This is a genomic window from Cellvibrio fibrivorans (assembly GCF_031457055.1).
GTDB classification, from domain to species: Bacteria; Pseudomonadota; Gammaproteobacteria; order Pseudomonadales; family Cellvibrionaceae; genus Cellvibrio; species Cellvibrio fibrivorans.
Map to the genome: position 1 here is coordinate 42,156 of NZ_JAVDVX010000003.1, position 23,857 is coordinate 66,012.

At 50.7% G+C, this 23,857-nt stretch carries 23 protein-coding genes; 7 read left to right on the forward strand and 16 right to left on the reverse strand.

The genetic code is table 11. The features are described 5' to 3' along the window. Window positions 1-121: 121 nt before the first annotated feature. The 3 genes from J2X05_RS08825 to J2X05_RS08835 all read left to right on the forward strand — a co-directional run bounded on the left by J2X05_RS08825 (window position 122) and on the right by J2X05_RS08835 (window position 3,523). The gene (locus tag J2X05_RS08825; protein ID WP_310071457.1) at window positions 122-2,002 is read left to right on the forward strand and encodes a cytochrome c/FTR1 family iron permease; all 1,881 of its coding nucleotides are present in this window, start codon (window positions 122-124) and stop codon (window positions 2,000-2,002) included. A gap of 102 nt (window positions 2,003-2,104) precedes the next feature. Then, window positions 2,105-3,163 carry an ArsO family NAD(P)H-dependent flavin-containing monooxygenase gene (locus tag J2X05_RS08830; protein ID WP_310071460.1) on the forward strand — a complete coding sequence of 353 codons (1,059 nt, stop codon included), beginning with the start codon at window positions 2,105-2,107 and terminating at the stop codon, window positions 3,161-3,163. An 84-nt stretch (window positions 3,164-3,247) separates the two neighbouring features. Beyond that, window positions 3,248-3,523 carry a hypothetical protein gene (locus J2X05_RS08835; protein WP_261948121.1) on the forward strand — a complete coding sequence of 92 codons (276 nt, stop codon included), beginning with the start codon at window positions 3,248-3,250 and terminating at the stop codon, window positions 3,521-3,523. A gap of 72 nt (window positions 3,524-3,595) precedes the next feature. On the opposite strand, the gene arsJ is transcribed toward J2X05_RS08835, so the two are convergent. Genes arsJ through J2X05_RS08875 form a run of 8 tightly spaced genes read right to left on the reverse strand, consistent with a single transcriptional unit; the run spans window position 3,596 to window position 9,538 of the window. After that, window positions 3,596-4,825, reverse strand: coding sequence for an organoarsenical effux MFS transporter ArsJ (gene arsJ, locus J2X05_RS08840; protein ID WP_310071467.1), 1,230 nt, complete (start codon window positions 4,823-4,825; stop codon window positions 3,596-3,598). 2 nt (window positions 4,826-4,827) lie between these two features. Beyond that, window positions 4,828-5,844, reverse strand: a complete 1,017-nt coding sequence (locus tag J2X05_RS08845; RefSeq protein ID WP_310071469.1) for an ArsJ-associated glyceraldehyde-3-phosphate dehydrogenase — start codon at window positions 5,842-5,844, stop codon at window positions 4,828-4,830. 23 nt (window positions 5,845-5,867) lie between these two features. Next, window positions 5,868-6,380: a cyclin-dependent kinase inhibitor 3 family protein gene (locus tag J2X05_RS08850; RefSeq protein ID WP_310071471.1), complete on the reverse strand. Its 513-nt coding sequence runs from the start codon at window positions 6,378-6,380 to the stop codon at window positions 5,868-5,870. 38 nt (window positions 6,381-6,418) lie between these two features. After that, window positions 6,419-7,450, reverse strand: a complete 1,032-nt coding sequence (arsB, locus tag J2X05_RS08855; RefSeq protein WP_310071473.1) for an ACR3 family arsenite efflux transporter — start codon at window positions 7,448-7,450, stop codon at window positions 6,419-6,421. 33 nt (window positions 7,451-7,483) lie between these two features. Continuing rightward, window positions 7,484-8,200 (reverse strand): arsenical resistance protein ArsH, encoded by a 717-nt coding sequence (gene arsH / locus J2X05_RS08860; RefSeq protein ID WP_374725264.1) that lies wholly within the window; start codon window positions 8,198-8,200, stop codon window positions 7,484-7,486. Between the two features lie 49 nt (window positions 8,201-8,249). Then, window positions 8,250-8,741 (reverse strand): arsenate reductase ArsC, encoded by a 492-nt coding sequence (locus J2X05_RS08865; RefSeq protein WP_310071478.1) that lies wholly within the window; start codon window positions 8,739-8,741, stop codon window positions 8,250-8,252. Window positions 8,742-8,776: 35 nt separating this feature from the next. Beyond that, window positions 8,777-9,118: a metalloregulator ArsR/SmtB family transcription factor gene (locus J2X05_RS08870; protein WP_310071481.1), complete on the reverse strand. Its 342-nt coding sequence runs from the start codon at window positions 9,116-9,118 to the stop codon at window positions 8,777-8,779. A gap of 3 nt (window positions 9,119-9,121) precedes the next feature. After that, window positions 9,122-9,538: an arsenate reductase ArsC gene (locus J2X05_RS08875; RefSeq protein ID WP_310071484.1), complete on the reverse strand. Its 417-nt coding sequence runs from the start codon at window positions 9,536-9,538 to the stop codon at window positions 9,122-9,124. Window positions 9,539-9,928: 390 nt separating this feature from the next. Between J2X05_RS08875 and J2X05_RS08880 the strand changes: the two genes are divergently transcribed. Both J2X05_RS08880 and J2X05_RS08885 read left to right on the forward strand, forming a co-directional pair. Then, window positions 9,929-11,416, forward strand: a complete 1,488-nt coding sequence (locus J2X05_RS08880) for a SulP family inorganic anion transporter (protein WP_310071487.1) — start codon at window positions 9,929-9,931, stop codon at window positions 11,414-11,416. A gap of 39 nt (window positions 11,417-11,455) precedes the next feature. Further along, entirely contained in the window at window positions 11,456-12,307 is an 852-nt protein-coding gene (locus tag J2X05_RS08885; protein WP_310071489.1) for a universal stress protein, read from the forward strand. A 174-nt stretch (window positions 12,308-12,481) separates the two neighbouring features. On the opposite strand, the gene J2X05_RS08890 is transcribed toward J2X05_RS08885, so the two are convergent. The 8 genes from J2X05_RS08890 to J2X05_RS08925 form a co-directional block, all read right to left on the reverse strand. Then, window positions 12,482-12,832 (reverse strand): DUF3147 family protein, encoded by a 351-nt coding sequence (locus J2X05_RS08890; protein ID WP_310071491.1) that lies wholly within the window; start codon window positions 12,830-12,832, stop codon window positions 12,482-12,484. Window positions 12,833-12,915: 83 nt separating this feature from the next. Continuing rightward, window positions 12,916-13,269 carry a DUF6488 family protein gene (locus J2X05_RS08895; RefSeq protein ID WP_310071493.1) on the reverse strand — a complete coding sequence of 118 codons (354 nt, stop codon included), beginning with the start codon at window positions 13,267-13,269 and terminating at the stop codon, window positions 12,916-12,918. 31 nt (window positions 13,270-13,300) lie between these two features. Further along, window positions 13,301-14,149 carry a HupE/UreJ family protein gene (locus J2X05_RS08900; protein WP_310071495.1) on the reverse strand — a complete coding sequence of 283 codons (849 nt, stop codon included), beginning with the start codon at window positions 14,147-14,149 and terminating at the stop codon, window positions 13,301-13,303. A gap of 27 nt (window positions 14,150-14,176) precedes the next feature. Then, window positions 14,177-17,320 carry an efflux RND transporter permease subunit gene (locus tag J2X05_RS08905; RefSeq protein WP_310071498.1) on the reverse strand — a complete coding sequence of 1,048 codons (3,144 nt, stop codon included), beginning with the start codon at window positions 17,318-17,320 and terminating at the stop codon, window positions 14,177-14,179. 27 nt (window positions 17,321-17,347) lie between these two features. Further along, on the reverse strand, window positions 17,348-18,595 hold the full coding sequence (locus J2X05_RS08910; protein ID WP_310071502.1) for an efflux RND transporter periplasmic adaptor subunit: 1,248 nt from the start codon (window positions 18,593-18,595) through the stop codon (window positions 17,348-17,350). 13 nt (window positions 18,596-18,608) lie between these two features. Further along, window positions 18,609-19,952, reverse strand: coding sequence for a TolC family protein (locus J2X05_RS08915; RefSeq protein ID WP_310071506.1), 1,344 nt, complete (start codon window positions 19,950-19,952; stop codon window positions 18,609-18,611). A gap of 24 nt (window positions 19,953-19,976) precedes the next feature. After that, window positions 19,977-20,942 (reverse strand): M56 family metallopeptidase, encoded by a 966-nt coding sequence (locus J2X05_RS08920; protein ID WP_310071509.1) that lies wholly within the window; start codon window positions 20,940-20,942, stop codon window positions 19,977-19,979. After that, window positions 20,939-21,322 carry a BlaI/MecI/CopY family transcriptional regulator gene (locus J2X05_RS08925; protein WP_310071510.1) on the reverse strand — a complete coding sequence of 128 codons (384 nt, stop codon included), beginning with the start codon at window positions 21,320-21,322 and terminating at the stop codon, window positions 20,939-20,941. Before J2X05_RS08925 ends, J2X05_RS08920 begins: the two co-directional genes overlap by 4 nt. Window positions 21,323-21,465: 143 nt before the next feature. On the opposite strand from J2X05_RS08925, the gene J2X05_RS08930 reads away from it, so the two are divergent. Next, window positions 21,466-22,398 (forward strand): chromate resistance protein ChrB domain-containing protein, encoded by a 933-nt coding sequence (locus J2X05_RS08930; protein WP_310071512.1) that lies wholly within the window; start codon window positions 21,466-21,468, stop codon window positions 22,396-22,398. Then, the gene (chrA, locus tag J2X05_RS08935; RefSeq protein WP_310071515.1) at window positions 22,395-23,765 is read left to right on the forward strand and encodes a chromate efflux transporter; all 1,371 of its coding nucleotides are present in this window, start codon (window positions 22,395-22,397) and stop codon (window positions 23,763-23,765) included. Before J2X05_RS08930 ends, chrA begins: the two co-directional genes overlap by 4 nt. Window positions 23,766-23,857 lie beyond the last annotated feature (92 nt).

The following is a 23,857-nucleotide window of genomic DNA, read 5'->3' on the forward strand; positions in this document are numbered from 1 at the left end:
GCATCCCGGCGAGCTGATATATTCGCCATCGGATCCTTAAACGTAGAGGCAAAAAATAAAAGTGAATAGTCAAAATAATTTCCTTACACGGATCACCAGTGTTGTTGCAGTATGGTTTCTTATGTCAAGCGCTGTACTTGCACAAACCGCTGCATCGGGAGATGCAAGGCAGCTATGGCAACTGCTTGATTATGTTGCAGTCGATTACAGTGGAGCTGTCGCCGATGGTGTCATCATCAGCGAGGCGGAATACGCTGAGATGCTGGATTTTACGGAGAATGCAGGCACGTTATTACAATCGCTCCCGAAGCATGCATCCAAACCCACTATTGCCGAAAAAATTGCCGAGTTGCGCGCCGCTGTCCTGCGTAAAGAGGCAAGCATTGAAGTTTCCCGGCTTGCACACCAGGCAAACGCATCCTTGATAACTGCCTATCCGTTTCCAGTCGCTCCACGAACTGTACCCGACCTTGCGCGCGGACAGACTCTGTATGCAGCGCAATGTGCTACATGCCATGGTGTGAACGGCAACGGTGACGGCCCGCTCGCTGAAAACCTGGAGCCCAAACCGATTGCATTTACAGATCCAGAACGTGCACGCACGCGAAGCGTGATGGCTTTGTATCAGGTGATTTCCCAAGGCGTGGAAGGCACATCAATGGTAAGTTTTAAAGCTCTACCTGAAGAAGATCGATGGGCGCTCGCATTCTATATAGGTACGCTTTCCTACGATGAATCCATGCGCGAACTAGGCAAACATCTTTGGAATAGTGAAGAACAAATAAAGGGCCTCTTGGCTGATATGAACCTGCTAACAACAATCACCGAAGCGGCATTGGCCGAAACAATACAAGAAAGTGACGCTCGCTCCGTCACTGCCTACTTACGAAGCCATCCCGGTGTTGTAGAAACAAATAAACCGGTTGGTTTGGCATTAGCCCGATTGCGTCTTGCGGAAAGTTTGGCCGCTGCACGCGCAGGAGATCGAAATCTCGCGACGCGTTTGAGCTTGTCAGCATACCTGGATGGATTTGAGCCGCTTGAGCCGATAGTAAATACCCGCAACGGATCTTTGTTGATTGCCGTGGAAACCGCGATGCTCACCTATCGTTCGGCAGTCTCACAAGGAACTATTGAACAAGCTGAGGCGGCAGCGGTTCAACTGGAACAACTTTTTGTGCAAGTCGATGGGCTGATGCAAGAAGCCAAGGCTGACCCCACGACAACCTTTGTTGGTGCGCTCACGATTCTCTTACGCGAAGGTATCGAAGCGTTGTTGATTGTGATCGGCATGATTACATTCTTGAAAAAGACGGACAGGCCTGAAGTGTTACGCCATGTCCATAGAGGGTGGATAAGTGCCTTGCTTGCTGGCGTACTGACGTGGGTGGTGGCAACTTATCTAATAGGCATTAGCGGTGCTAGCCGTGAAGTGACCGAGGGAATTGGGTCAGTACTCGCCGCAGTCGTTTTGCTTAGCGTTGGATTGTGGATGCACCAGAAGAGCAGTGCTGGCAGATGGCAAGATTATTTGAAAGGAAAATTGTCAGCGGCAGTGTCGCAACGTTCAGCATGGGCACTGTTCGCGCTGGCGTTTATCGCGGTGTATCGAGAAGTGTTTGAGACTGTGTTGTTTTATTCCGCACTGGCAGCGGATGGGAATAGCGGCGCATTGGTGGCCGGTTTTTTCACAGCCTTATTGTTATTGATAGTAATTGCATGGGTATTGCTGCGCACAAGCGCACGTATACCTCTGGGAACCTTCTTCTCTTTTACATCCATTTTGGTGGTCGTGCTTGCAGTAGTGTTAATTGGTAAGGGCGTGTCAGCTTTGCAAGAGGCAGGGTGGATAGGCGTGACGCTCATTACGATCCCACGTGTCGAATGGCTCGGACTTTATCCAACACTGGAGACATTTATCTCACAGATAATTGTTGGCCTGATCGCACTGGGAGGCTTCGGTATTAGTTGGGTTAAAACTCGCAATAATATGATCAAATAATTCAAATGAATGGCTTGGTTAAATTAGCGCTATCCTGTCCTTGAAATTACGGGCATAGCGCTAATGCTTCTCGATGAGTTTGGATAAAGGATCTTCGTTGTAATGGAAACAATGGTTGATGTAGTTATTATCGGCGGCGGTCAAGCCGCACTTTCAGTGGCCTACTATCTGCGCCGTACTGATTACTCCTTTGTTATTCTGGACGCAGAAGCGTCTCCTGGTGGCGCCTGGCAGCATGGCTGGGATAGCTTGCGTCTCTTCTCTCCGTCCAGTTGGAGTTCGCTATCGGGATGGCAAATGCCACCCACGCAGGAAACTTACCCAAGCCGCGATCAAGTTATCCGGTATCTGGCCAACTATGAATCCCGGTACGAATTTCCGGTGCAGCGTCCGGTGTTGGTCACTGCCGTGAATAACCTTGGCGATCATCTGGAAGTTGTCAGCCAACACCAGACCTGGCATGCGCGTGTTGTGGTCAGTGCCACCGGTACCTGGCGAAATCCGTTCATACCACCTTATCCCGGTATCGATTTATTCCAGGGGCTTCAGCTCCACTCGGCTCACTACCAATCCCCAATACCTTTCCGGGATAAAAAAGTGCTGGTCGTAGGCGGCGGCAATTCCGGTGCACAAATTCTTGCAGAAGTGTCGCGCCTGGCTGATAGCACTTGGGTTACTTCCAGTGAACCGCTGTTTTTACCGGATGATGTGGATGGGCGCGTGTTATTTCAGCGCGCTACGGATCGCTGGAAAGCGCATCTTGAAGGACGAGAGGTTGATCAACCCGTGGGTGGTTTGGGCGATGTGGTCATGGTGCCGCCCGTTAAAGAGGCGCGCGAACGCGGCGTACTGCATTCCGTGCGGCCGTTCAAACAGCTCACAGCGACCGGTGTTATCTGGGGCGATGGTTCCGAGACATCGGTGGATGCCATGATCTGGTGTACCGGATTTCGCCCCGCACTTTCCCATCTGCAATCATTGGGCGTAATCAATCCTGAAGGCAAAGTTGATGTGGAGGGTACCCGCTCAGTACACGAACCACGCCTGTGGTTAGTCGGTTACGGCGAGTGGACGGGATTGGCCTCTGCCACGCTTATTGGTGTAGGGCGGACAGCGCGAACTACAGCGGAGGAAATCCAGCATTATTTGGCTAAATCTTAACGGAAATGTTACAGCTGTCATAAACCGTAACCTGCCGCTGTTGAAATTGTTCCCGGTAAAATTAAACACTGCGAGGATAATTTCATGAAAAAATCATTAGCAATTGCCGCGTTGACTGCGTTTGTTTCAATGTCTGTATTCGCTGGCCCTTACGATAAACCAGGTTTCGTCACCTTTGAAAAAGATGGCCGTGTGTGGGTATTTAAAACCGATTCTGAAGCCTTGAAACAATTTCAGGAGCATGGCGAGCCAGCAAAACAAGTTACGTTGATTGGTAAAGGCCCTGAGGGAAAAACCCTCAAGACCGATGATATGAAAACCGCAGAAGAGTATTTGAAGTTGCTTGCAAAAGCAGAGTAAATCCGGAATTTAAAAAGCCCGACTATTTGCAAAAATAGTCGGGCTTTTTTTTCGACTTATCACAGAGAAAAATTACGTCGGTGCAACCTGTTTTGGTAACGCCAATGAAATTAACGCTGCCAACGCAATAAAACCGGTCGATACCCACAAACATGCTTCCAGCCCGGCAACCTGATAAACCCAGCCAGACAATAGCGTACCTATCAACCGCCCCAAGGCATTTGCCATATAGTAAAAACCGACATCCAGTGAAACGCCATCGGACTTCGCGTAATTCACAATCAAATAACTGTGCAGCGATGAATTGATCGCAAACACGGCTCCGAATACCAACAAACCACCAATCAATACCTGAGTGACCGGCAAGCTAGTGGAACTCATGCCCAGTGCAATAGCCGCAGGAATACCCGTCAGGATGAGTGCCCATAGGAAGGCGTGACCACCACCGGGAACCTTACCTTGTGCCTTGCCGATAATCAGCGGGGCGATAGATTGCACAATGCCGTACCCAATCACCCAGGCCGCCAGAAAACCGCCCACCCACCAAAAATCCCAACCGAGCTGGCTGCTTAAAAACACCGGCAAGGCCACTACGAACCACACATCGCGCGCGCCGAATAAAAACAGGCGCGCTGCCGACAAAATATTGATTGCACGGCTTTTGGAAAACAATTCACTGAACTTGGGTTTGTTTTTGGCTTTGCCCAAATCTTTTTTCAGGAGAAGTAAACTTGCCAGCCAAATCACACCCAGGACAGCGGCCATCGCGATCACGGCATTGGTAAATCCCATCAGTGCCAACAATGCGCCACCGAGAAAAAAGCCAACACCTTTCAACGCGTTTTTGGAGCCGGTCAGCAGCGCAACCCATTTAAATAATTTGCCCTGTTGATCGTCCGGTACCAATAATTTGATCGAGCTTTTTGCACTCATTTTGTTGAGGTCTTTGGCGATACCCGAGAGCGCCTGTGCGCCCATGACCCAAATCGGACTGAGCATGATCGTGGGCACCGCCAGCATCAACAGTGCGATAACTTGCAGTGCGAGGCCGATATTCATGGTGCGGTTAAGGCCGATGCGGGCACCGAGATAACCGCCCACTAAATTGGTCACTACTCCAAAAATTTCATAAAACAAAAACAGGGCAGCAATTTGCAGCGGGCTATAACCCAATTGGTGAAAGTGCAACACCACCAACATACGCAGAGCGCCGTCGGTTAAGGTAAATGCCCAATAATTGCCGGTGACAACAAAGTATTGTTTTATCTCTGCGCTCAGCTTGCCAGCCCCGGTAGTTGCCATGTTTATGCTCCTGCGTCCGCAAGGCCGACCAGTTTTGCCAATTCAACCGTGCGGTTGGAATAACCCCACTCGTTGTCGTACCAGGCATAGATTTTTACCTGGGTGCCGTTAATCACCATGGTGGATAAAGCATCCACAATTGACGAGCGCGGATCACCACAGTAATCGGTGGACACCAGGGGGCGCTCTTCATAGCCCAGAATATTCAGCAGTTCGTTTTCACTGGCGGCTTTCAGCAAGCCATTCACTTCTTCAACCGTGGTTGCGCGTTCAACTTCAAAGACACAATCCGTCAGTGACGCATTAGCCAAGGGAACTCGTACCGCATGACCATTCAAACGGCCGCGCAATTCCGGAAATATTTCGGCAATCGCTGTCGCCGATCCGGTTGTGGTCGGAATTAAATTGGAACCGGATGCGCGTGCACGGCGCAAATCTTTATGCGGTTGATCCAAAATGGATTGGGTGTTGGTGAGATTGTGAATAGTCGTAATTGAACCGTGTTTGATACCCAACTTTTCGTGAATCACTTTCACAACTGGTGCCAAGCAATTGGTGGTGCAGGATGCAGCGGTGACGATGCGATGCTCGGCGGGATTAAACAGATGCTGGTTTACACCCATCACAATATTCAGTGCGCCGGTTTCTTTTACTGGTGCGCTCACGACAACGCGCTTAACGCCTTGGTCAAGATAAGCTTGCAATACAGCAACGGTTTTCATCTTTCCACTGGCTTCAATCACCAGATCACAACCCGACCAGTCGGTGTCGGCAATGGCCTTGTTGGTGGTGATGCGAATCGATTTTCCGTTAATAATCAGCGCACCATTTTCTGCACTAACCGCTTCCGGCCAGGTACCCTGTACCGAATCAAATTTCAGCAAATGCGCATACGTTTCCGCATCAGCAGCAGGGTCATTGATTTGCACAAACTCAAACTCTGGCCAATGCCAGGATGCGCGCAATGCCAAACGACCAATACGGCCAAAACCGTTAATACCGACTTTGATTTTTTTCATAATCCAATCCTTTATTCACGTCATTAAATAGAGATTTGTTGTGCGAGCTTGGCAATATATTCCTGATGCGCAGGAACCTGTAGTGCATTGGGGCGAATCGCGCGAACACGTGCGATAACCTCATTAAGTGGAATGCCGCGCTCTAATAAAATTTGCGCTGCGACCAGACCTGTGCGGCCAGAGCCACCTTTGCAGTGAATAGCAATGGTTTTTCCGGCATTGACCAATGCATGAATTTTCTCTCTCGCATTCTTCCATGCATCCTGAAAAAGTTGTTCAGGTGCATGATCATCCTCAATTGGTAAGTGAAACCATTCCAACCCCAACTTTGCACAGAGTTCGGGTAAATCAATCACCGCATTGCGTTGCATTTCCTCTTGGGGCATAAGCGTGAGAATCGCGCTTGCACCCGCAGCGGCTAACTGCTCCAGCGACTGCTGTAAACCCACCTCTTTGGTGCCGGGGCACGGCGTAAACAATAATTGTCCCACTTCATCGTTAATCATAAGCGGCGTGAAGGGATGAGCTAGTGACATAAGGTTTCCTTAAAAATAGATAACAATAAAAATTAAATTTAGGATCGATCAAACCAGTGTTGCGTGCGATTACAAAACGCGACCAGAGATAACATTACCGGCACTTCAACCAGAACACCCACCACCGTGGCCAGCGCTGCACCCGAGTGCAAACCAAATAGTGAAATGGCCACAGCCACTGCCAACTCAAAAAAGTTTGAAGTACCGATCATGCAAGCGGGAGCGGCGATGTTGTATGGCAGTTTCATCGCCTTGGCGGCTACAAAGCTGATCACAAAAATGCCGTAGGTCTGAATCAGAAGTGGAATAGCAATTAAAAAGATGGCTTGAGGTTTGGTCAGAATCGTCTGCGCTTGAAATGCAAATAAGAGCACCACGGTGGCGAGTAAACCAATCACCGACCAGGGTTTACAGGCGGCAAGGAATTGTTGCAATTGCTGGCTGGCGTTGATGCCGGATTTGGATTCCAACCAACGACGAGTCAGCACGCCTGCAATTAGCGGCAAGAGAACATAAAGCACAACAGAAATAATCAGCGTTTCCCAAGGCACATGAATATCGCTGACGCCTAATAAAAATGCACAGATAGGCGCGTAGGCAAAAATCATAATCACATCATTAACTGACACTTGCACCAATGTGTAATTGGGATCGCCCTTGGTGAGTTGGCTCCACACAAATACCATCGCGGTACAGGGTGCAACGCCGAGCAATATCATGCCCGCGATATATTCTTGTGCCGTTTGTGGATCAACCCAGTCAACAAAAAGTACTTTAAAAAATAACCAACCCAAGGCGGCCATAGTGAAGGGTTTTATTAACCAGTTGATAACGACGGTTAAGATCAATCCCTGTGGGCGCTGGCCGATATTTTTGATTGCGCTGAAATCAATCTGCACCATCATCGGGTAAATCATTACCCAAATTAAAATGGCGACGACGAAATTCACATGGGCAAATTCCAGCGCGGCGATCTGCGCAAAGGCGGCGGGAAAATAATTACCCAGCACCACGCCAGCGACAATGGCAAGAGCAACCCAGAGTGATAAGTAACGTTCGAATAAACCCATCTCATTTTCCTGACTTGTGTTAACGGCGCTGATTTAAATGGCCGATTGATTCACTCGTTTGCTCAAGGCTTCCGCTGATTCAACACGCTCGGAATAGCGGTCTACCAAATAATCGCTGCGATCACGCAACAGCAAAGTAAATTTCACCAATTCTTCCATGACATCAACTACGCGGTCGTAATAGGCGGAGGGTTTCATGCGATCTTGTTCATCGAATTCTTGAAAGGCTTTGGCAACGGACGATTGATTGGGAATGGTGAACATGCGCATCCAGCGGCCCAGCACACGCAGTTGATTCACCACGTTAAACGATTGCGAGCCGCCACAGACTTGCATGACGGCCAGGGTTTTCCCTTGCGTGGGACGAACCGCGCCCATTGTGAGAGGAATCCAGTCAATTTGCGCTTTAAATACGCCACTCATTGCACCGTGGCGTTCGGGTGAGCACCAGACCTGTCCTTCCGACCAGAGCACCAACTCGCGCAACTCCTGCACCTTGGGATGGGTATCCGGTGCGTCATCAGGCATTGGTAATCCACTGGGGTTAAATACTCGCGTTTCCGCGCCCAGGTGTTGCAATAGACGCTCAGCTTCCTCCACCAACAAACGGCTAAACGAACGTGTGCGATTAGAGCCATAGAGCAACAAAATGCGCGGTTTGTGGGTGGACATCTTTTCCTGACCGAAAGGCAGGGACTCGGGAATATCCATCAAATCTGTATTGAGATTGGGTAAGGTCACATCAGTCATCGTCAATTCACCACAGCAAAAGTCAGGGGGTTACTGTCGCATCGAAAAATTACAATTCACCAATGCCATTTAACGCGGCTTGGAGTTGATCCCGATTAAGGGCAAGCACCTCCAGCGGTAAGGCCAACATCGTATTAATCCGCTGCCGAATGATTGCCATGCACTCGTCAAAGGCAGCAGCAACCTGGTCGGCATCAAGTGCGGTATCACCTCGTGCAAGCTCAGAGGGATCATTCAGCCCCCAATGCGCGCGTACCGCACGCCCGAGATACAGTGGGCAGGCCTCACCAGCGGCTTTATCGCAAACGGTAATCACGATGTCCGGTTCCAGATGTTCGAATTCATCGGATGATTTGCTGCGCAAGCCAGCGGTGGATACCCCGGCGCGAACCAATGCCTCAAGGGTTAGTGGATTTACTTCACCGCTGGGGAAACTGCCTGCGCTGTAGGCCGTCCAGCCTTTGGGTGCTATATGGTTAAACAGCGCTTCACTGAGAATGCTGCGGCAACTGTTGTGGGTGCAGAGGAATAAAATTTTCATAGGATCGCCTCCGGTATACCGGTCTGGGAACGGGGTTAGCAGCAACGCTGGGGACGATCTTCCATGCCACACAAGCGGCTCACATTGGGCGCGAGCCACTCACTGTGCGCCTCGCGCATCAGCTTCAAAGTCTTGACCGCCCAAGTGGGGAGATCCGGGTGTAAGCGGTAATACACCCATTGGCCCTGACGGCGATCTGCCAACACACCACCCGTGCGCAGTTGCGCCAAATGGCGGGAGATTTTGGGCTGGATTTCATCCAGAGCGCAGGTCAGCTCACACACGCAAAGCTCTTTCTCACCCGCGACTAGCAGGGCAATGCGCGCACGGGTTTCATCCGCAAGGCATTTACTGAATTGATCCGGGGTCAAGGGCATAACTTAGTTCCGTTTGGTTTTTACCAGCACAAATAACTTAATGCGTTCGTGAATCGCTTGCAGGATATGTTCGAAGGCTTTGGGATCGCTGCTTGCCGAAGGATCTTCAAAGTTCCAGGCCAATATCTCAGCAGGATTTTCCAGCAATTGGCACTCTTGGGCGGCCTTGTCACACAGGGTAATCACGACATCGAAGCGTCGGTCAGCAAGCGTCTCCAGCGATTTACTGTAAAGCCCGTCGGTCGAAACCCCGGCTTTTTCCAGTACCTCCAACGCCTTGGGGTTGATCGGTTTGGGATTGGTCCCGGCACTGGCCACTTCAAAGTTCTGGCTATCCGTATGGCGAAGCAAAGCCTCTGCGATTTGGGAGCGAGCGGAATTGCCGGTGCAAACAAAGAGAACGGGGAGTTTGTAGGACATGATGGTTTAACCCTGTACATATGGAAATCCAAATATACGGATAAACGAATATGATGGCAAGTTTCGATTAATAACAACTGGCCAGCGGTTCAGACGAGGTAGTATTTTTTGTTGTCACTGCTTTTTCAGGCTGGTAAGGTGCGCATTCTTTTCGCCGTAAAAGATTCTTTGTAACCATGACTTCAGATCGTAGCGGTTTAACTCCGCCATAAGGTTTACTCCTCTCCCGCATCGCTTTGAGCAGGCATGATCGCCTGTGTCAGGCGTTTTCTATTGTTTTTCCATCAATTTGTGTTGTGTTAATAGCGTGCAGTGCGCCAAGCGTCCTATTTTTCTGGCGCTGGGGTTTCGTGCATGTGCGTATTTTTATTTGGAATTTGGATGTATCCCATGCTGAAAAAATTGAAACAAACCTGGTTTTCCAACCTGCGCGGGGATTTGCTCGCCGGTATCGTGGTGGCGCTGGCGCTGATCCCTGAGGCGATTGCGTTTTCGATCATTGCGGGTGTTGATCCTAAAGTCGGCCTCTATGCGTCGTTTTGTATCGCAGTAGTCATTGCGTTTGTGGGCGGTCGTCCCGGTATGATCTCGGCAGCGACCGGCGCTATGGCGCTGTTGATGATTACGCTGGTGAAAACCCACGGCCTGGAGTATTTGCTTGCGGCCACGTTACTGACGGGCGTAATACAGATTATTGCGGGGTATTTGCGCCTCGGAGACTTGATGGGCTTTGTTTCGCGCTCGGTGGTGACCGGGTTCGTCAATGCGCTGGCGATCCTCATTTTTATGGCACAACTGCCCGAGCTGACCGATGTAACCTGGCACGTGTATGCCATGACGGCACTAGGGTTAGGTATTATTTACCTGTTTCCCTACATTCCGCGTATAGGCAAAATTCTGCCATCACCCCTGGTGTGCATTATTACGTTAACCCTGATTGCTGTGTTCCTGAAATTGGATATTCGCACCGTGGGTGATATGGGTCAGTTGCCTGACACTCTACCGATATTCCTCTGGCCTGATGTGCCGCTGAATCTGGAAACCCTGTGGATTATCCTGCCTTACTCATTGCCTTTGGCAGTGGTAGGTCTGCTGGAATCCATGATGACCGCCACCATCGTGGACGATCTGACCGATACCAAAAGCAATAAAAACCGCGAATGTAAGGGTCAAGGTGTCGCTAATATAGCCTCTGGTTTATTAGGCGGTATGGCGGGTTGTGCGATGATTGGCCAGTCCATTATTAACGTGAAGTCCGGTGGTCGCACACGCCTGTCCACTCTGAGCGCCGGTGTGTTCCTCCTGATCATGGTGGTATTCCTTTCGGATTTGATTTCCATTATTCCCATGGCGGCACTGGTTGCAGTAATGATCATGGTATCCATTGGCACCTTCAGTTGGTCGTCGATTACCAATCTAAAAAGTCACCCACTTTCTACCAACATAGTCATGATCACCACTGTCGTGGTCGTGGTCGCCACCCACAACCTGGCATACGGCGTATTTGTCGGGGTACTGTTGGCATCGCTATTTTTTGCCAACAAAGTCAGCCATTACATGGCCGTCGAATCCAATCTGAATGACGATGAAACACAACGTACCTACAACGTTTTGGGTCAGGTTTTTTTTCGCTCAGCAGACAAATTTGTCGATTATTTTGATTTCAAAGAAGCCCTGGATAAGGTGGTGATCGATCTCACCCACGCGCATTTTTGGGACATCACTGCTGTGTCCGCGCTGGATAAGGTGGTGATTAAATTCCGTCGGGAAGGCACTGAGGTGGAAGTGATTGGTTTGAACGAAGCCAGCGCCACTATCGTCGATAACTTTGGTGTCCATGATAAACCCGATGCGCTCGACCGCATCATGGGTCACTAATCCTGCACAACAATAACGACCAATTACGAGGGTAACACCATGACACATGTAATCGCTTGTATTGATGATTCCCAAGCTGCTGTTGCGGTCTGCGACTATGCCATTTGGTCCAGTCAGCGGATGGACGCCACACTCAAATTCCTGCATGTACTGGATCACCAGCAATACCCGGCACCGGTGGATCTTTCCGGCAACATTGGCTTAGGTAGCCGCGAGCACCTGCTGGAAGCCTTGGCTGAATTGGATGAGGTTCGGGGTAAGTTGGGTCGTGAGCATGGACAGCACTTGCTCGATGCCGCCAAGCAACGCGCACGCGATGCGGGTATTGAAAAACCGCACTGCTGCCAACGCCATGGGGATCTAACGGAAAGCGTTAAAGAACTGGAAGACAAAACGCGCCTGCTGATCATGGGGCGCCAAGGTGAAAGCTCAGAAAATGCCGCATCACATGTGGGAAGCCATATTGAAAACGTAGTGCGCACCCTGAGTCGCCCAATTCTGGTAACGCCCCGGCAATTTGTTAACCCCGAGCGTTTTCTTATCGCTTACGACGGCAGCGCAACCAGCCGTAAATGCGTGGAGATGATCGCCAACAGTCCGTTATTGAAAGGTTTGGAATGCCACTTGTTGATGGCCAGCCAGAAAACCGAAGAAGTCATCGAACACTTGGGTTGGGCGGAGAAGCAACTCCATTCGGCAGGTTTTCAGGTGGCCAGCAATATAATGCCGGGCGATGTTGAAGATACCATTCTCGATTATTGTTCCAAGCAGAATATGCATTTGCTGGCGATGGGTGCCTATGGTCATTCGCGTATTCGCCAGCTTTTGGTGGGCAGTACAACAACTAGTATTTTGGCGCGCGCAACGATACCGCTACTTTTGTTGCGCTGATTCATCAACGGGTAAACACAACCAAAAAAACAGCCCTTACGGGCTGCAGCACACATATATTGGAAAGCTAAAAAAGAGCGAGGAATATTTTTCGATTTTGGAATTTGATTGTTCATTTCACGAAACTAGCGGATACCGCGATGTCGCTCACCCCAATTACTACGGAAGTACTACTTACACTAGCTCAATCCCAAACCGTTTTACCAGCAACGCAAACAACGTAAAACACACCACAGTGATAGCAATCGAGGCCGCGAGTGTCGGCCAAAATCCGATGCGTGGTAACAGCCAGGGAAAGGCAAGGAACATGGGTAGAGTGGGTACTGCATACCAGAAGGTGTACCAGGCGTGGTTGGCGATTTTTTCTGTGGATTGGTTTTCAACATAAAGCCAGATGAGTGCGAGAATCGTCACCATCGGTAAGGCGGCGACTAAACCGCCTAGCTTATCGCTGCGCTTGGCTATTTCGGAAATTAACACCACAACGGCAGCGGTGATCAGGTACTTGGTAAGTATCCAGGACATGGTTATTTTCCGTTGCGGTATTGGATAAGAAATTACCATGCGGACTTTATTCCGCATGATAATTTAGTTGGCGCGCAGTAGGCTTACTTTAGTTTTTGAAATTCGCCGGTGAAATTGGCATCGTACACAGCCCCATCTTCAGACGATAAAAGTACGTATAAGGTTTTTCCTTCTGCATCATTGGTGGCTGCAACTATGTAGTAGCCATCGCCATTTTTATGCAGCTTTACATTTTTAGCCGGAACTTGAGCCCAGCTGGCAGGCAGTTTTCCAAAGCCAAGACCAGCATCTTTTTCGGTTAATTGCGTTAGTGTTTTTTGGGCAACTACTAACGCTGCTGGTTCGGTGATGTAGGAGTGTTCATGATCATCATGTGCAACGGCCAATTGTGTTGTGCCTAATACACTTGCCAATAATAGTGCTGCTAATTTTTTCATTGCTGTTTTCCTCTGTGATTAAAAATAACGCTTAGTGTGAGTGATAATCTTCGCCGTCATGCGTGTGCATTTCAGGTGTATGTGTTTCGCTTGCATCTGGCTCCGCGCCGAGATTCAAAGGTTTTTTATAGCCTGAAAGTGGTGATTCCGACTTCGCCATATCTTCATGGATATGCGAGTGATCGTCAGCATTGAGTGGAAAGTCGTCCGGGTATTGCGAATGTTGGTACCCGTGTAATTGCATCAACAGTAACAAGCCACCCAGAAACATCAGCAATACGTTAGCGGCTGCACTGAATTTCTGGAAGGATTCGGTTTTACGCCATATGGTCAACAGTACAAACACGATACTCAGCGCAACAATTTGCCCAAGCTCAACGCCGAGGTTGAATGACAGGATTTTGAGCACTAGCCCTTCGTTGCCTAGTGGCAACTGTTGCAAACGGGTAGAAAGACCGAAGCCGTGAATTAGCCCAAAGATAAAGACCATCCAGATCAAACTGGGCGAGCGGGTTTGCAGGTATTTTTTAAAACCATCGAGGTTATCAAACGCCTTGTAACACACGGTAAGTGCGATCACGGCATCAATCAAATAATAATTGGCGGTGATTCCCGCGAGGGTCGCAAACACCAGAGTAATCGAATGACCAATAGTGAATGCCGTGATCAAAACAAGAATGTCTTTGAAACGGGTTAGAAAAAACATCACCCCGAACAAAAACAATAAATGATCGTAACCACTCAGCATGTGGGTAGCGCCCAACCGCAGGTATTCCACATAACCCGCATTTAAAATCCGTGCCTGATCCTCAGCGGACATACCGTGTGCCAATGCAAGACTACTGGCAAAGGTTAAACAAACTAGCAGTAAATATTTCACAATAAATTCCTTACATTTCAAAAAAGATTAGTTGGTCGGTTGCAGATTGCTGTTTGCATTATTGTTCGGTGACGATGACTCCCGATGCAGTAAACGATAAAGAGCTGGCAGTACGAGCAGCGTTAACAAGGTTGATGACAGTATCCCGCCAATAACCACAGTCGCTAATGGCCGTTGTACTTCCGAGCCTATGCCAGTATTAAATGCCATGGGCACAAAACCCAAACCGGCGACTAATGCGGTCATCAATACCGGGCGCAAGCGCGTGATGGCGCCCTGGATAATGGCATCATCCAAGCCATGGCCTTGCTGGCGCAGGTCGCGAATAAACGACACCATTACCAATCCATTTAATACCGCAATACCCGAGAGGGCAATAAACCCGACGGCGGCTGAAATCGAGAAAGGAATATCGCGCAGTAACAGTGCTAATAATCCTCCAGTCAATGCGAGTGGCACGCCGGAAAAAATAATCAGCGCATCTTTCCATGAACCTAATGCCATTACTAGCAGTGCGAGAATCAACACCAGTGTGACCGGTACGACTAACGACAAACGCTTTGATGCGGATTGTAATTGTTGATAGGTGCCACCGTATTCGATCCAGTAACCCGCAGGAAGTTCGACCTCTTCCTCGATAGTGTTACGCACCTGTTCGACAAACGAACCCAGATCCTGACCGCGCACGTTAGCGGTTACCACGATGCGACGTTTGCCATTTTCACGGTAGATTTGGTTGTAACCAATAGTCTGTTCAAAATCGACCAACTCACCCAGTGGCACATAATCCTGATTCGCCAAGGCGATTGGCAAATTGGCCATGCTGTCCATATCGCTGCGCAATTGCTCCGGCAAACGCACAACGATATTGCTGCGTCTATCGCCCTCGTAAAATTGCGCCGCGACTTGCCCACCAAAGGCGGTGGCAATGGTGTCTTGTAATTGCTCCAAGGTCACACCGTAACGCGCCATGGTTTCCAATCGCGGTTGCAGGCTGAGCACAGGAAGGCCGGTGGCTTGTTCGAGTGATACATCTGCCGCACCGGGAATACTGACGATGGCATTTTCAATTGCTTCGCCAACCGCAACCAGTTGTTCAAAATCATCGCCAAATACTTTGATCGCCAATTCAGCGCGCACACCGGCGAGCAACTCATTAAAACGCATTTGAATGGGCTGCAAAAACTCGTAGCGGTTGCCGGGGATAGGTGTTACCAATGCTTCAAGTTCTGCCACAACTTGCGCCTTGCTTTTGTCCGGGTCGGGCCATTCGCTGCGCGGTTTTAAAATAATAAAATTGTCAGCAACACTCGGTGGCATAGGGTCAGTTGCTACCTCTGCTGTACCAATCTTGGCAAAAATGCGCTCGACTTCGGGCATGGTTTTAATTTTGGCTTCGAGCTGTTCCTGAAATTGCAGCGCTTGTGTGAGTGAGGTGCCGGGAATGCGCAATGCATGCATGGCGATATCACCTTCATCCAAGTTGGGAATAAATTCGCTTCCCAAGCGGCTCGATAACAATCCGCACAGCACGACAAAAATCGCCGCAATACTCACTACACCGACACGCCACTTAATGGAGTGTTGCAGCAACGGTTGGTAAAAAGAAAACGCGCGCTGCATGACTTTATTGGGGCGTTCTTCGAGTGGTTTTTTAAACAACAGGGCGACAGCCGCAGGCACAAAGGTAATCGACAAAATCATTGCACTCACCAGCGCAATAATCACGGTAATGGCCATGGGGTGGAACATTTTTCCTTCGACGCCAGTGAGCGCAAAAATCGGCAAATACACAGCGGTGATAATAAAGACACCGAAGAGCGCCGGGCGAATTACCTCGCGTGTTGCGTCAAATACCAGTGCAAGCCGTTCGTTAAGCGGCAACTGGCGTGTGCGATTGGCTTCGCTCAATCGGCGCAAACAATTTTCTACAATAATCACCGCACCATCGACGATCAAACCAAAATCCAGCGCGCCCAGGCTCATCAGGTTTGCACTCACCTGGCTTTGCACCATGCCGGTAATCGTCATCAACATCGCAATAGGAATGACCGCAGCAGTGAGCAGTGCAGCACGCATATTGCCCAACAAAACAAATAACACCACGATAACCAGCAACGCGCCTTCCAACAGATTTTTCTGTACGGTATTGAGCGTTTTATTCACAAGGTTGGTGCGATCATACACAGCAGTAGCCGTGATGCCTTCGGGCAGGCTGCGCTGGATTTCCGCTAACTTTTCACTGACATTCATCGCAACCGTGCGGCTGTTTTCGCCGATCAACATAAACACAGTGCTCATCACCACTTCGCGGCCATTTTGCGAGGCGGCGCCGGAGCGCAACTCCAAACCTTCTTCCACGTTGGCCACATCTTTAATGCGGATCGGTACTCCGTCTTGTTGATAGAGCAGCGTATTTTCGATATCGGCGAGTGTTTGTGCCTGACCGGGAACACGCAGCAACCACTGGGCGCCGCTGTGTTCGATAAAACCGGCACCGCGATTATTATTGCTGCGTTCCAGCGCCGCGATCACCTGTTCCTGATTCAGTTTTAACGCGAGCAATTTTTGTGGATCGAGCGCAACCAGAATTTCGCGCTTGTAACCGCCAATCGGGTTGACCTCAACCACGCCGGGTACGCGCAACAATTGCGGGCGGATAATCCAGTCATGTACCGAGCGCAAATCCGTCGGTGTCACCACTGATCCATCGGCATTGGTCGCGCCTGGTTCAGCATCCACGGTGAACATAAAAATTTCACCCAGGCCAGTCGCCACCGGGCCTAACTTTGGTGTGAGGCCTGCGGGCAATTCATCGGCGGCCGAGAGCAACCGCTCTGTGATTTGCTGGCGAGCAAAATAAATATCCGTACCGTCGTTAAACACCAGCGTGATTTGCGACAATCCATAGCGCGACAGCGAGCGGGTGTATTTCAATCCCTTCAAACCGCTCATGGAATTTTCCAGCGCAAAACTTACGCGCTGTTCTACTTCTAACGGTGTGTAACCCGGTGCTTCGGTATTGATCACCACTTGCACATTGGTAATGTCGGGCACCGCATCAATCGGCAGGCGATTGAAATTCCAGAGGCCGAGCGCGCACACCGCGAGCACAAGGCTGAGAACCAGCGTGCGCCTTTGTAGCGAAAAATTGATAATGGATTCCAACATGATTTTTTCCCGTACTGATTGATGAGCTTAGTGATCGTGAGAAGCGCCGGACTTTTCAATATCCGCTTTAATCACAAAACTGTTTTCAGTCACATAAGTTGTACCGGGTTCCAATCCGCCGAGGACCTCCACCCAATCTCCTGCTTCGCGCCCCAACTCCAACATGCGTACTTCGTATTCATCGCCAATTTGTGCGTAGACCACGGTGAAATCGCGGAAGGCTTGTAGGCCACTTCGTTTAACCGCAAGCGGCACTTCATACTCATCAATCTGGATCTGCGCCTTCACCATAGCGCCCAACGGAAAAGGCTGGTCGAGGGTGACGCGGGCGTTTACCGATTGATTGGCGTTGGTTTCCAAAGCGATCTGTTCAATGCGGGATTCAAGCGTGGAGCCTGCAAAGGTCAAGGTAACCGGCGCGCCGGTTTTAACCTTATTCAAGTGTTCGGGGAAAACGGCCAGTTCAACGGAAACGCGGCTGTTATCCAGAATTCTAGCCAATGTTTTACCGCCGGTTTGTTGCCCGGCTTTGGCGTGGAGCACCGTGAGTACGCCCTTGATCGGCGCTTTGACGGTGTAGGATTTCAGGCTCTCGTTACTTTCGACCGTAAACAACGCTTGCCCGGCTTCGACGGTTTGCCCAGGAGTGACTTGAACATCGGTCACCACACCATCAAAACGTGCTTGTACATCGCGCTCCAAATTCGGGTGGGGGACGACCTTGCCGTAGACGGCGATGGTTTCCTTGAGCAGCGCCGGGCCAGCAATTTCAGTGGCAATTTCCAGCGCTTCTGCAACGGCGGGTTCGATGCGGGTGCGACCTTCAAAACTCTCATATTCCCAGCGGTGTTGGTTGCCTTTGTAGTTCGCTTCGACAGTCACGATAAACGAGTGTGGTTCGTAAATAACGCTATCGCCGCGCAGTGCGTCGCCTTGCGGAGCAAAGTTAATCGTATCGATTTTGTTGCCCAAACGGGTCAGGCGAACTTGCAGGCTAAACTCAGCGGGTGCAATCGGTTTGCCATCCACCAACGCCCAAGCGCGGTACTCGGGCGGCACACCGGTTTCAAAAATGGCGAGTTCGAGGGTAAAGTTTTTGTCGTGCAGCAAGCGGCCATTGTGCTCACCTTTTTCGACGGCGGGCGCTTCAGCGGCATGGCCATCGCCATGGTCTGCATTTGCACCAGATCCAGAATCGCTACAGGCGCTGAGTCCACATGCGGCTACCACTATCAGCGTCAGGGCGCAGGCACAGTTTTTTATCATTGGGTTCATACAGAGCCTCATATTAGTGTGTAGTGGAATGAGTTGTTGATGTCGTTGTTGACATCGGGGCCGCCGGGGCAATCGCCACACCGGTCAAGCGTTCCAGTTCAATCGCTTTGAGGTGTGCAGCAAGGCTGGCCTCAATCAGCGTGTTTTGCGCATCCAGATAATCGCGCTGTACCGCTTGCCATTCGAGATAGCTATAGCGCCCTAGGTCATAGGCGCGGCGGGTTTCTTTAAGGGCGGTAGCGAGGGCGGGCAGGATTTCGGTCTGATAGGCATTCACGATATGCAGACTGTGCAGCAATTCCTGATGGGTGCCGTACAAATTGGTGTCCAACTGGATCTGCTCGGCCTCACGTTCGGCGCGGTTGAGCGCCATCAAGGCGCGGGCTTCGGTAATCCGGCCTTGCTGGCGATCAAATACTCCCAGCGGAACTGCAACACCGGCAACCAGCGCTTGGTCGTCAGTGGCGGATAAGTGTTTTACTCCGGCGGATAATCGCCACTGGGGTTTGCTCTGTGCCTTGGCCAGCGTCAGCTGCGATTCCTCCCAACGCTCGCTGGTAACGAAGTATTGCAGGCGTGGATTCTGGTCGAGACGGCTTTTCAAGTCACTGTAACTAGCAACCTTGGGCAATTGGGTCAGTGACCCCTCTACCGCTGTGAAGTCAACCTGGGTTGCACCCCACTGCGCGGCCAATTGGCGCTTTGCCACCAGCAGTTCGTGTTCAATATCCTCATGCTCCAGTAACCGGCGCGACAGTTCTACTCTGGCGCGGGCGCTTTCAGCAGCGGGCGAATTACCGGCGTTGACCCGCTGCTCGATCACTTTCACCACAGTGCGGGCAAAATCGATTGCCTGTTCGGCTTGTTGCAAACGGGTTTGCAGGGCGAGTGCAAGCATGTACAAGCGCGCACTCTTGGCAGCGGCATCCAGACGTTGGATATCACGCTCCACCTCCAGCACCGAGGTGCGTGCCTGCGCCGCATTGACCCGCTCACGGCGCTGTTGTCCTTCCAGCACCCAACTGATCCCAAGCGTGGTTTCCGCACTATCCATACCGGTCAATTCACCACTGCCGAAGGCATCTTCAACCGCCAGCGTTAATTCGGGATTCGGTTTTAAACCCGATTGCTGCACCCGGCCAGCCTGCGCCTCGAACTGGTAACCGAATGCAACCAGAGTCGGATTTTGCTCCAGAGTTTTGCTAACCGCCTGTTGCAAACCGAGGGTTTGAGCAGGTTTTGTCTGTTCTACAGAGTTTGCCAAGGGTGCAATCAACAGCAGTAGCAGTAGGCCTTTTGGCGCAAAAAACCGATTGCGGATCGGTTTTAAGTGCGTGAGTAGAGGGAAAATCAACATAGTGATGGATTCCAGTGCCGGTAATTAAGGGTGGTAATGCAGAAGGGTTTCGATGCTGTGGTGCAGGCTATTGGCGTAATACGTACCGACCGCCACCAGCGCAAAAGTACTCAGAAGAAAACTGGGGATCGGAAAAGCGCGGCCATGATCACTGCCCAATAATTGTCGAATGCGCGCTTCTATTGCGGTGGTGCAAAATCCGCAGGCAGAAAAATCCGGAGCTTGACGCTGGTAGCGCAGCGCAAGGCGATTCACTTTGACCAGCGTGGCAGCAACGGTAGACGGATCGCAAAACTGACTGGCCACTTCCGCATCGGCCTGCTGTTCAATCAATAGCTCCAACGTTGCGTAAAGTTCCTGGCGGGCTGAGGGGATAAATACCGAGATAAGCATCCCGAAAAGCGACAAACGCAGCGGGTCGCGCGCACGCTGATGCGCCAATTCATGGCGATACACAATATCCAGCTCGTCCGCAGTCAGTGCACGGTCAAGGGCGCGGCTGATGAGGATTTTGGGGTTCAACAATCCCAGAGTAAAGGCGTTGGGGATATCACTCTCTACCCGATAACAGCCGGTTCCATCGACCTCGGAAAAGGCCAGCAGTGTTTGCAGCTGGTGATGCTGCCGGGATTTGCGCCACAACATCGCCAGTAATTTCCCACCAGCAACCATCGATAGCAGCAAAACCCCGGCACCTTGCCAACTGAACCAATGGAAGTGACCCTGAAGGGAATGCAGGTGTCCATGGTCAACGCTCAGGAATTCATGGGTGAGCGCGGGTGTGAGCACCAAAGTGGCGGCGTAGAGCCCTGCACCGTAGGGAAACAAGGCGATACACCAGAGAAATCGCTGCTTGGCAGCCACATTGAAACAGCTCAACCATGCCAGTAATCGGGACTGGATAAGTGCCATCAACAGGGCAGCGCCCAACACGCTCAGGCCAACGACCAGCCACAGGTGAAGCAATAGTCCGCCAGCTCCGGTGATCATGGTGCCTCATCCTTTTTTTGTTGCCGGGACGCTTTGATCAACGCCTCCAGGCGATCCAGATGCGCTTCATCAAGATCGGCAGACAGGCTGACAAACGCGGCCAGCACATGATTGTGGTCAGAGGAGAAATCCTGGGTAACTGTACGGATCAGCTCGCCCAAAAAGGCTTTCTTTTCGATAGCGGCGCGATATTGGTAGGCGTGCCCCTGTTTCTCCCGCGCGAGAATCGCTTTTTTGTGAAGGCGATCCAGAGTGCTCTGGATGGTATTGAGGCTACCGCCGCGCGTCTTTTTAAAATGATCGTGAACCTGTTTTGCATCGGCAGTGCCGTGCTCCCACAAGTAATTCAATACCAATTTTTCCAATTCGCCCAGTTGCACAGAAAACGCTCGCTTTAATGGCTTATCAATGTGGCAGAGCTTAAAGCCATAAAAACCGATGCGCAATCGGTTTTTATGTGGCTATACACTCGTTATCAAATAATGTAGATTTCGTTACTCATTTGTAAATTACTCTACTCATTATGAAATGGATACTACTGATTTTATCCCTGCCTACCCCAAACGCCACAGTGCGTATGCGGGTGTGGCGAACCCTCAAGTCTGCTGGTGCAGCAGTATTGCGTGACGGTGTTTATTTGCTTCCCCAGCGACAAGAGCATCAACAATTGTTTGATGGTTTGGCGCAGGAAGTAGAGGCGAGTGAAGGCTCGGCTTATGTGCTTCTGGTCGATACTGAAGACGCTAGCCAATTTAGCGGCCTGTTTGACCGTCGCGATGACTACGCCAACCTGTTACAGGAGCTGCCTCCGCTAAAAGAATTGGCAACCAGCTCACTGCAAGAGGCGACCAGACAGTTGCGCAAGCTGCGCAAAAACTTCACCGCCATCACCGCGACTGATTTTTTCCCCGGCGAAGCCCAGGCGCAAACCCAGCAGGCACTGCAACAACTTGAGCTTCAGCTCAATCGCCAGTTATCACCCAACGAACCCCATGAGCACACTGGTGAAATCCCTCGGTTGGACATCAGCCTCTATCGCGGGCGGTTATGGGCAACCCGCAAGCGCCCTTGGGTGGATCGACTCGCCAGTGCTTGGTTGGTTCGCCGTTTTATCGACCCCGAAGCCCGTTTTATGTGGTTGCAAGCACCAGAGGATTGCCCCGCCGATGCACTGGGATTTGATTTTGACGGCGCCAGTTTCACTCACCTCAATGGCAAGGTGACCTTTGAAGTCCTGCTGGAAAGTTTTGGCCTTGATCACCCCGGCTTAGCACGCATGGGTGCCTTGGTACATTTTCTGGATGCAGGCGGAATCCAGCCCAGCGAAGCCAGTGGGCTGGAGCAAATCCTGTGGGGATTGCGCAATAGTATTCATGACGACGACCAACTCATCGCCACTGCCAATGGCGTCTTCGATGCGCTATTGGCCGCTTTTACCGATAAGGAAACAGTATGAACAACACGGAATTAACCACCGATCAACCCGTTGATGCGCCTGCGCCGGTCAGCTTTTGGGAAGCCTTTCGTTTCTGGTTAAAACTTGGGTTTATCAGCTTTGGTGGCCCGGCAGGGCAAATCGCCATCATGCATCAGGAACTGGTGGAACGTAGACGCTGGATCAGCGAAAAACGTTTTTTGCATGCACTCAATTACTGCATGGTGTTGCCCGGCCCGGAGGCGCAACAACTCGCCACTTACATCGGCTGGTTAATGCATCGCACCTGGGGCGGCATATTCGCCGGTGTACTGTTTTTATTGCCATCACTGTTTATTTTGATTGCGCTCTCCTGGGCGTATATCGCTTATGGTGATGTGAGTTGGGTGGCGGGTTTGTTTTATGGCATCAAACCGGCGGTGACTGCGATAGTCGTGCATGCCGCGCATCGCATCGGCTCACGCGCATTAAAAAATAATGTGATGCGGGCGATTGCCGCCGCAGCGTTTGTCGCCATTTTTGCGCTCAATGTTCCATTCCCTTACATAGTCATTTCCGCAGCGCTGATTGGTTATTTAGGCGGGCGCTTTCTGCCTGATTATTTCAACGGCGGTGGTGGCCACGGCAAAGCCGATAAATCCTTCGGCACTGCGTTAATCGATGATCACACACCAACGCCCGCTCACGCGATTTTTCGCTGGTCGCGTTTCAGCATGATCTTGATCTGCGGTGCATTACTCTGGTCAATTCCGCTAGCTGCACTCTGGAGTTATTTCGGTTGGGATCACACGCTGACACAAATGGCCTGGTTCTTTACCAAAGCGGCACTACTCACTTTTGGTGGAGCTTATGCGGTATTACCTTACGTTTATCAGGGCGCGGTCGGCCACTATGCATGGCTCACACCCACGCAAATGATCGATGGTCTCGCACTCGGCGAAACCACACCGGGGCCGCTGATTATGGTGGTGGCTTTTGTCGGTTTTGTGGGCGGATATGTGCAAGCCGTATTTGGCCCCGACATGGTATTTCTGGCGGGCGCAGTAGCCGCCACTATTGTCACTTGGTTTACCTTTTTACCTTCGTTTATTTTTATTTTTGCAGGCGCGCCTTTCATAGAAACCACTCATAACGATTTGAAATTCACTGCGCCACTGACTGCCATCACGGCGGCGGTAGTAGGTGTCATTTTAAATCTCGCCCTGTTTTTTGGTTACCACATTTTGTGGCCATCAGGTTTTGATGGGCAGTTTGAATGGATATCAGCACTGATCGCCATCGCAGCGGGCATTGCATTATTTCGTTACAAAATGAATGTGATGAAGGTGATTGGCATATCGGCGCTGGTTGGGCTGGTGGTTTCGTTTGTGGGGTTAAACCAAACGTAACAAACGATGGTTGGTGTCTCTTTAACAATCACCTAATTGGTAAGACGATTTATTAATCGTAAACTTCCGCTTTTGACCGTTATGCGATGTAA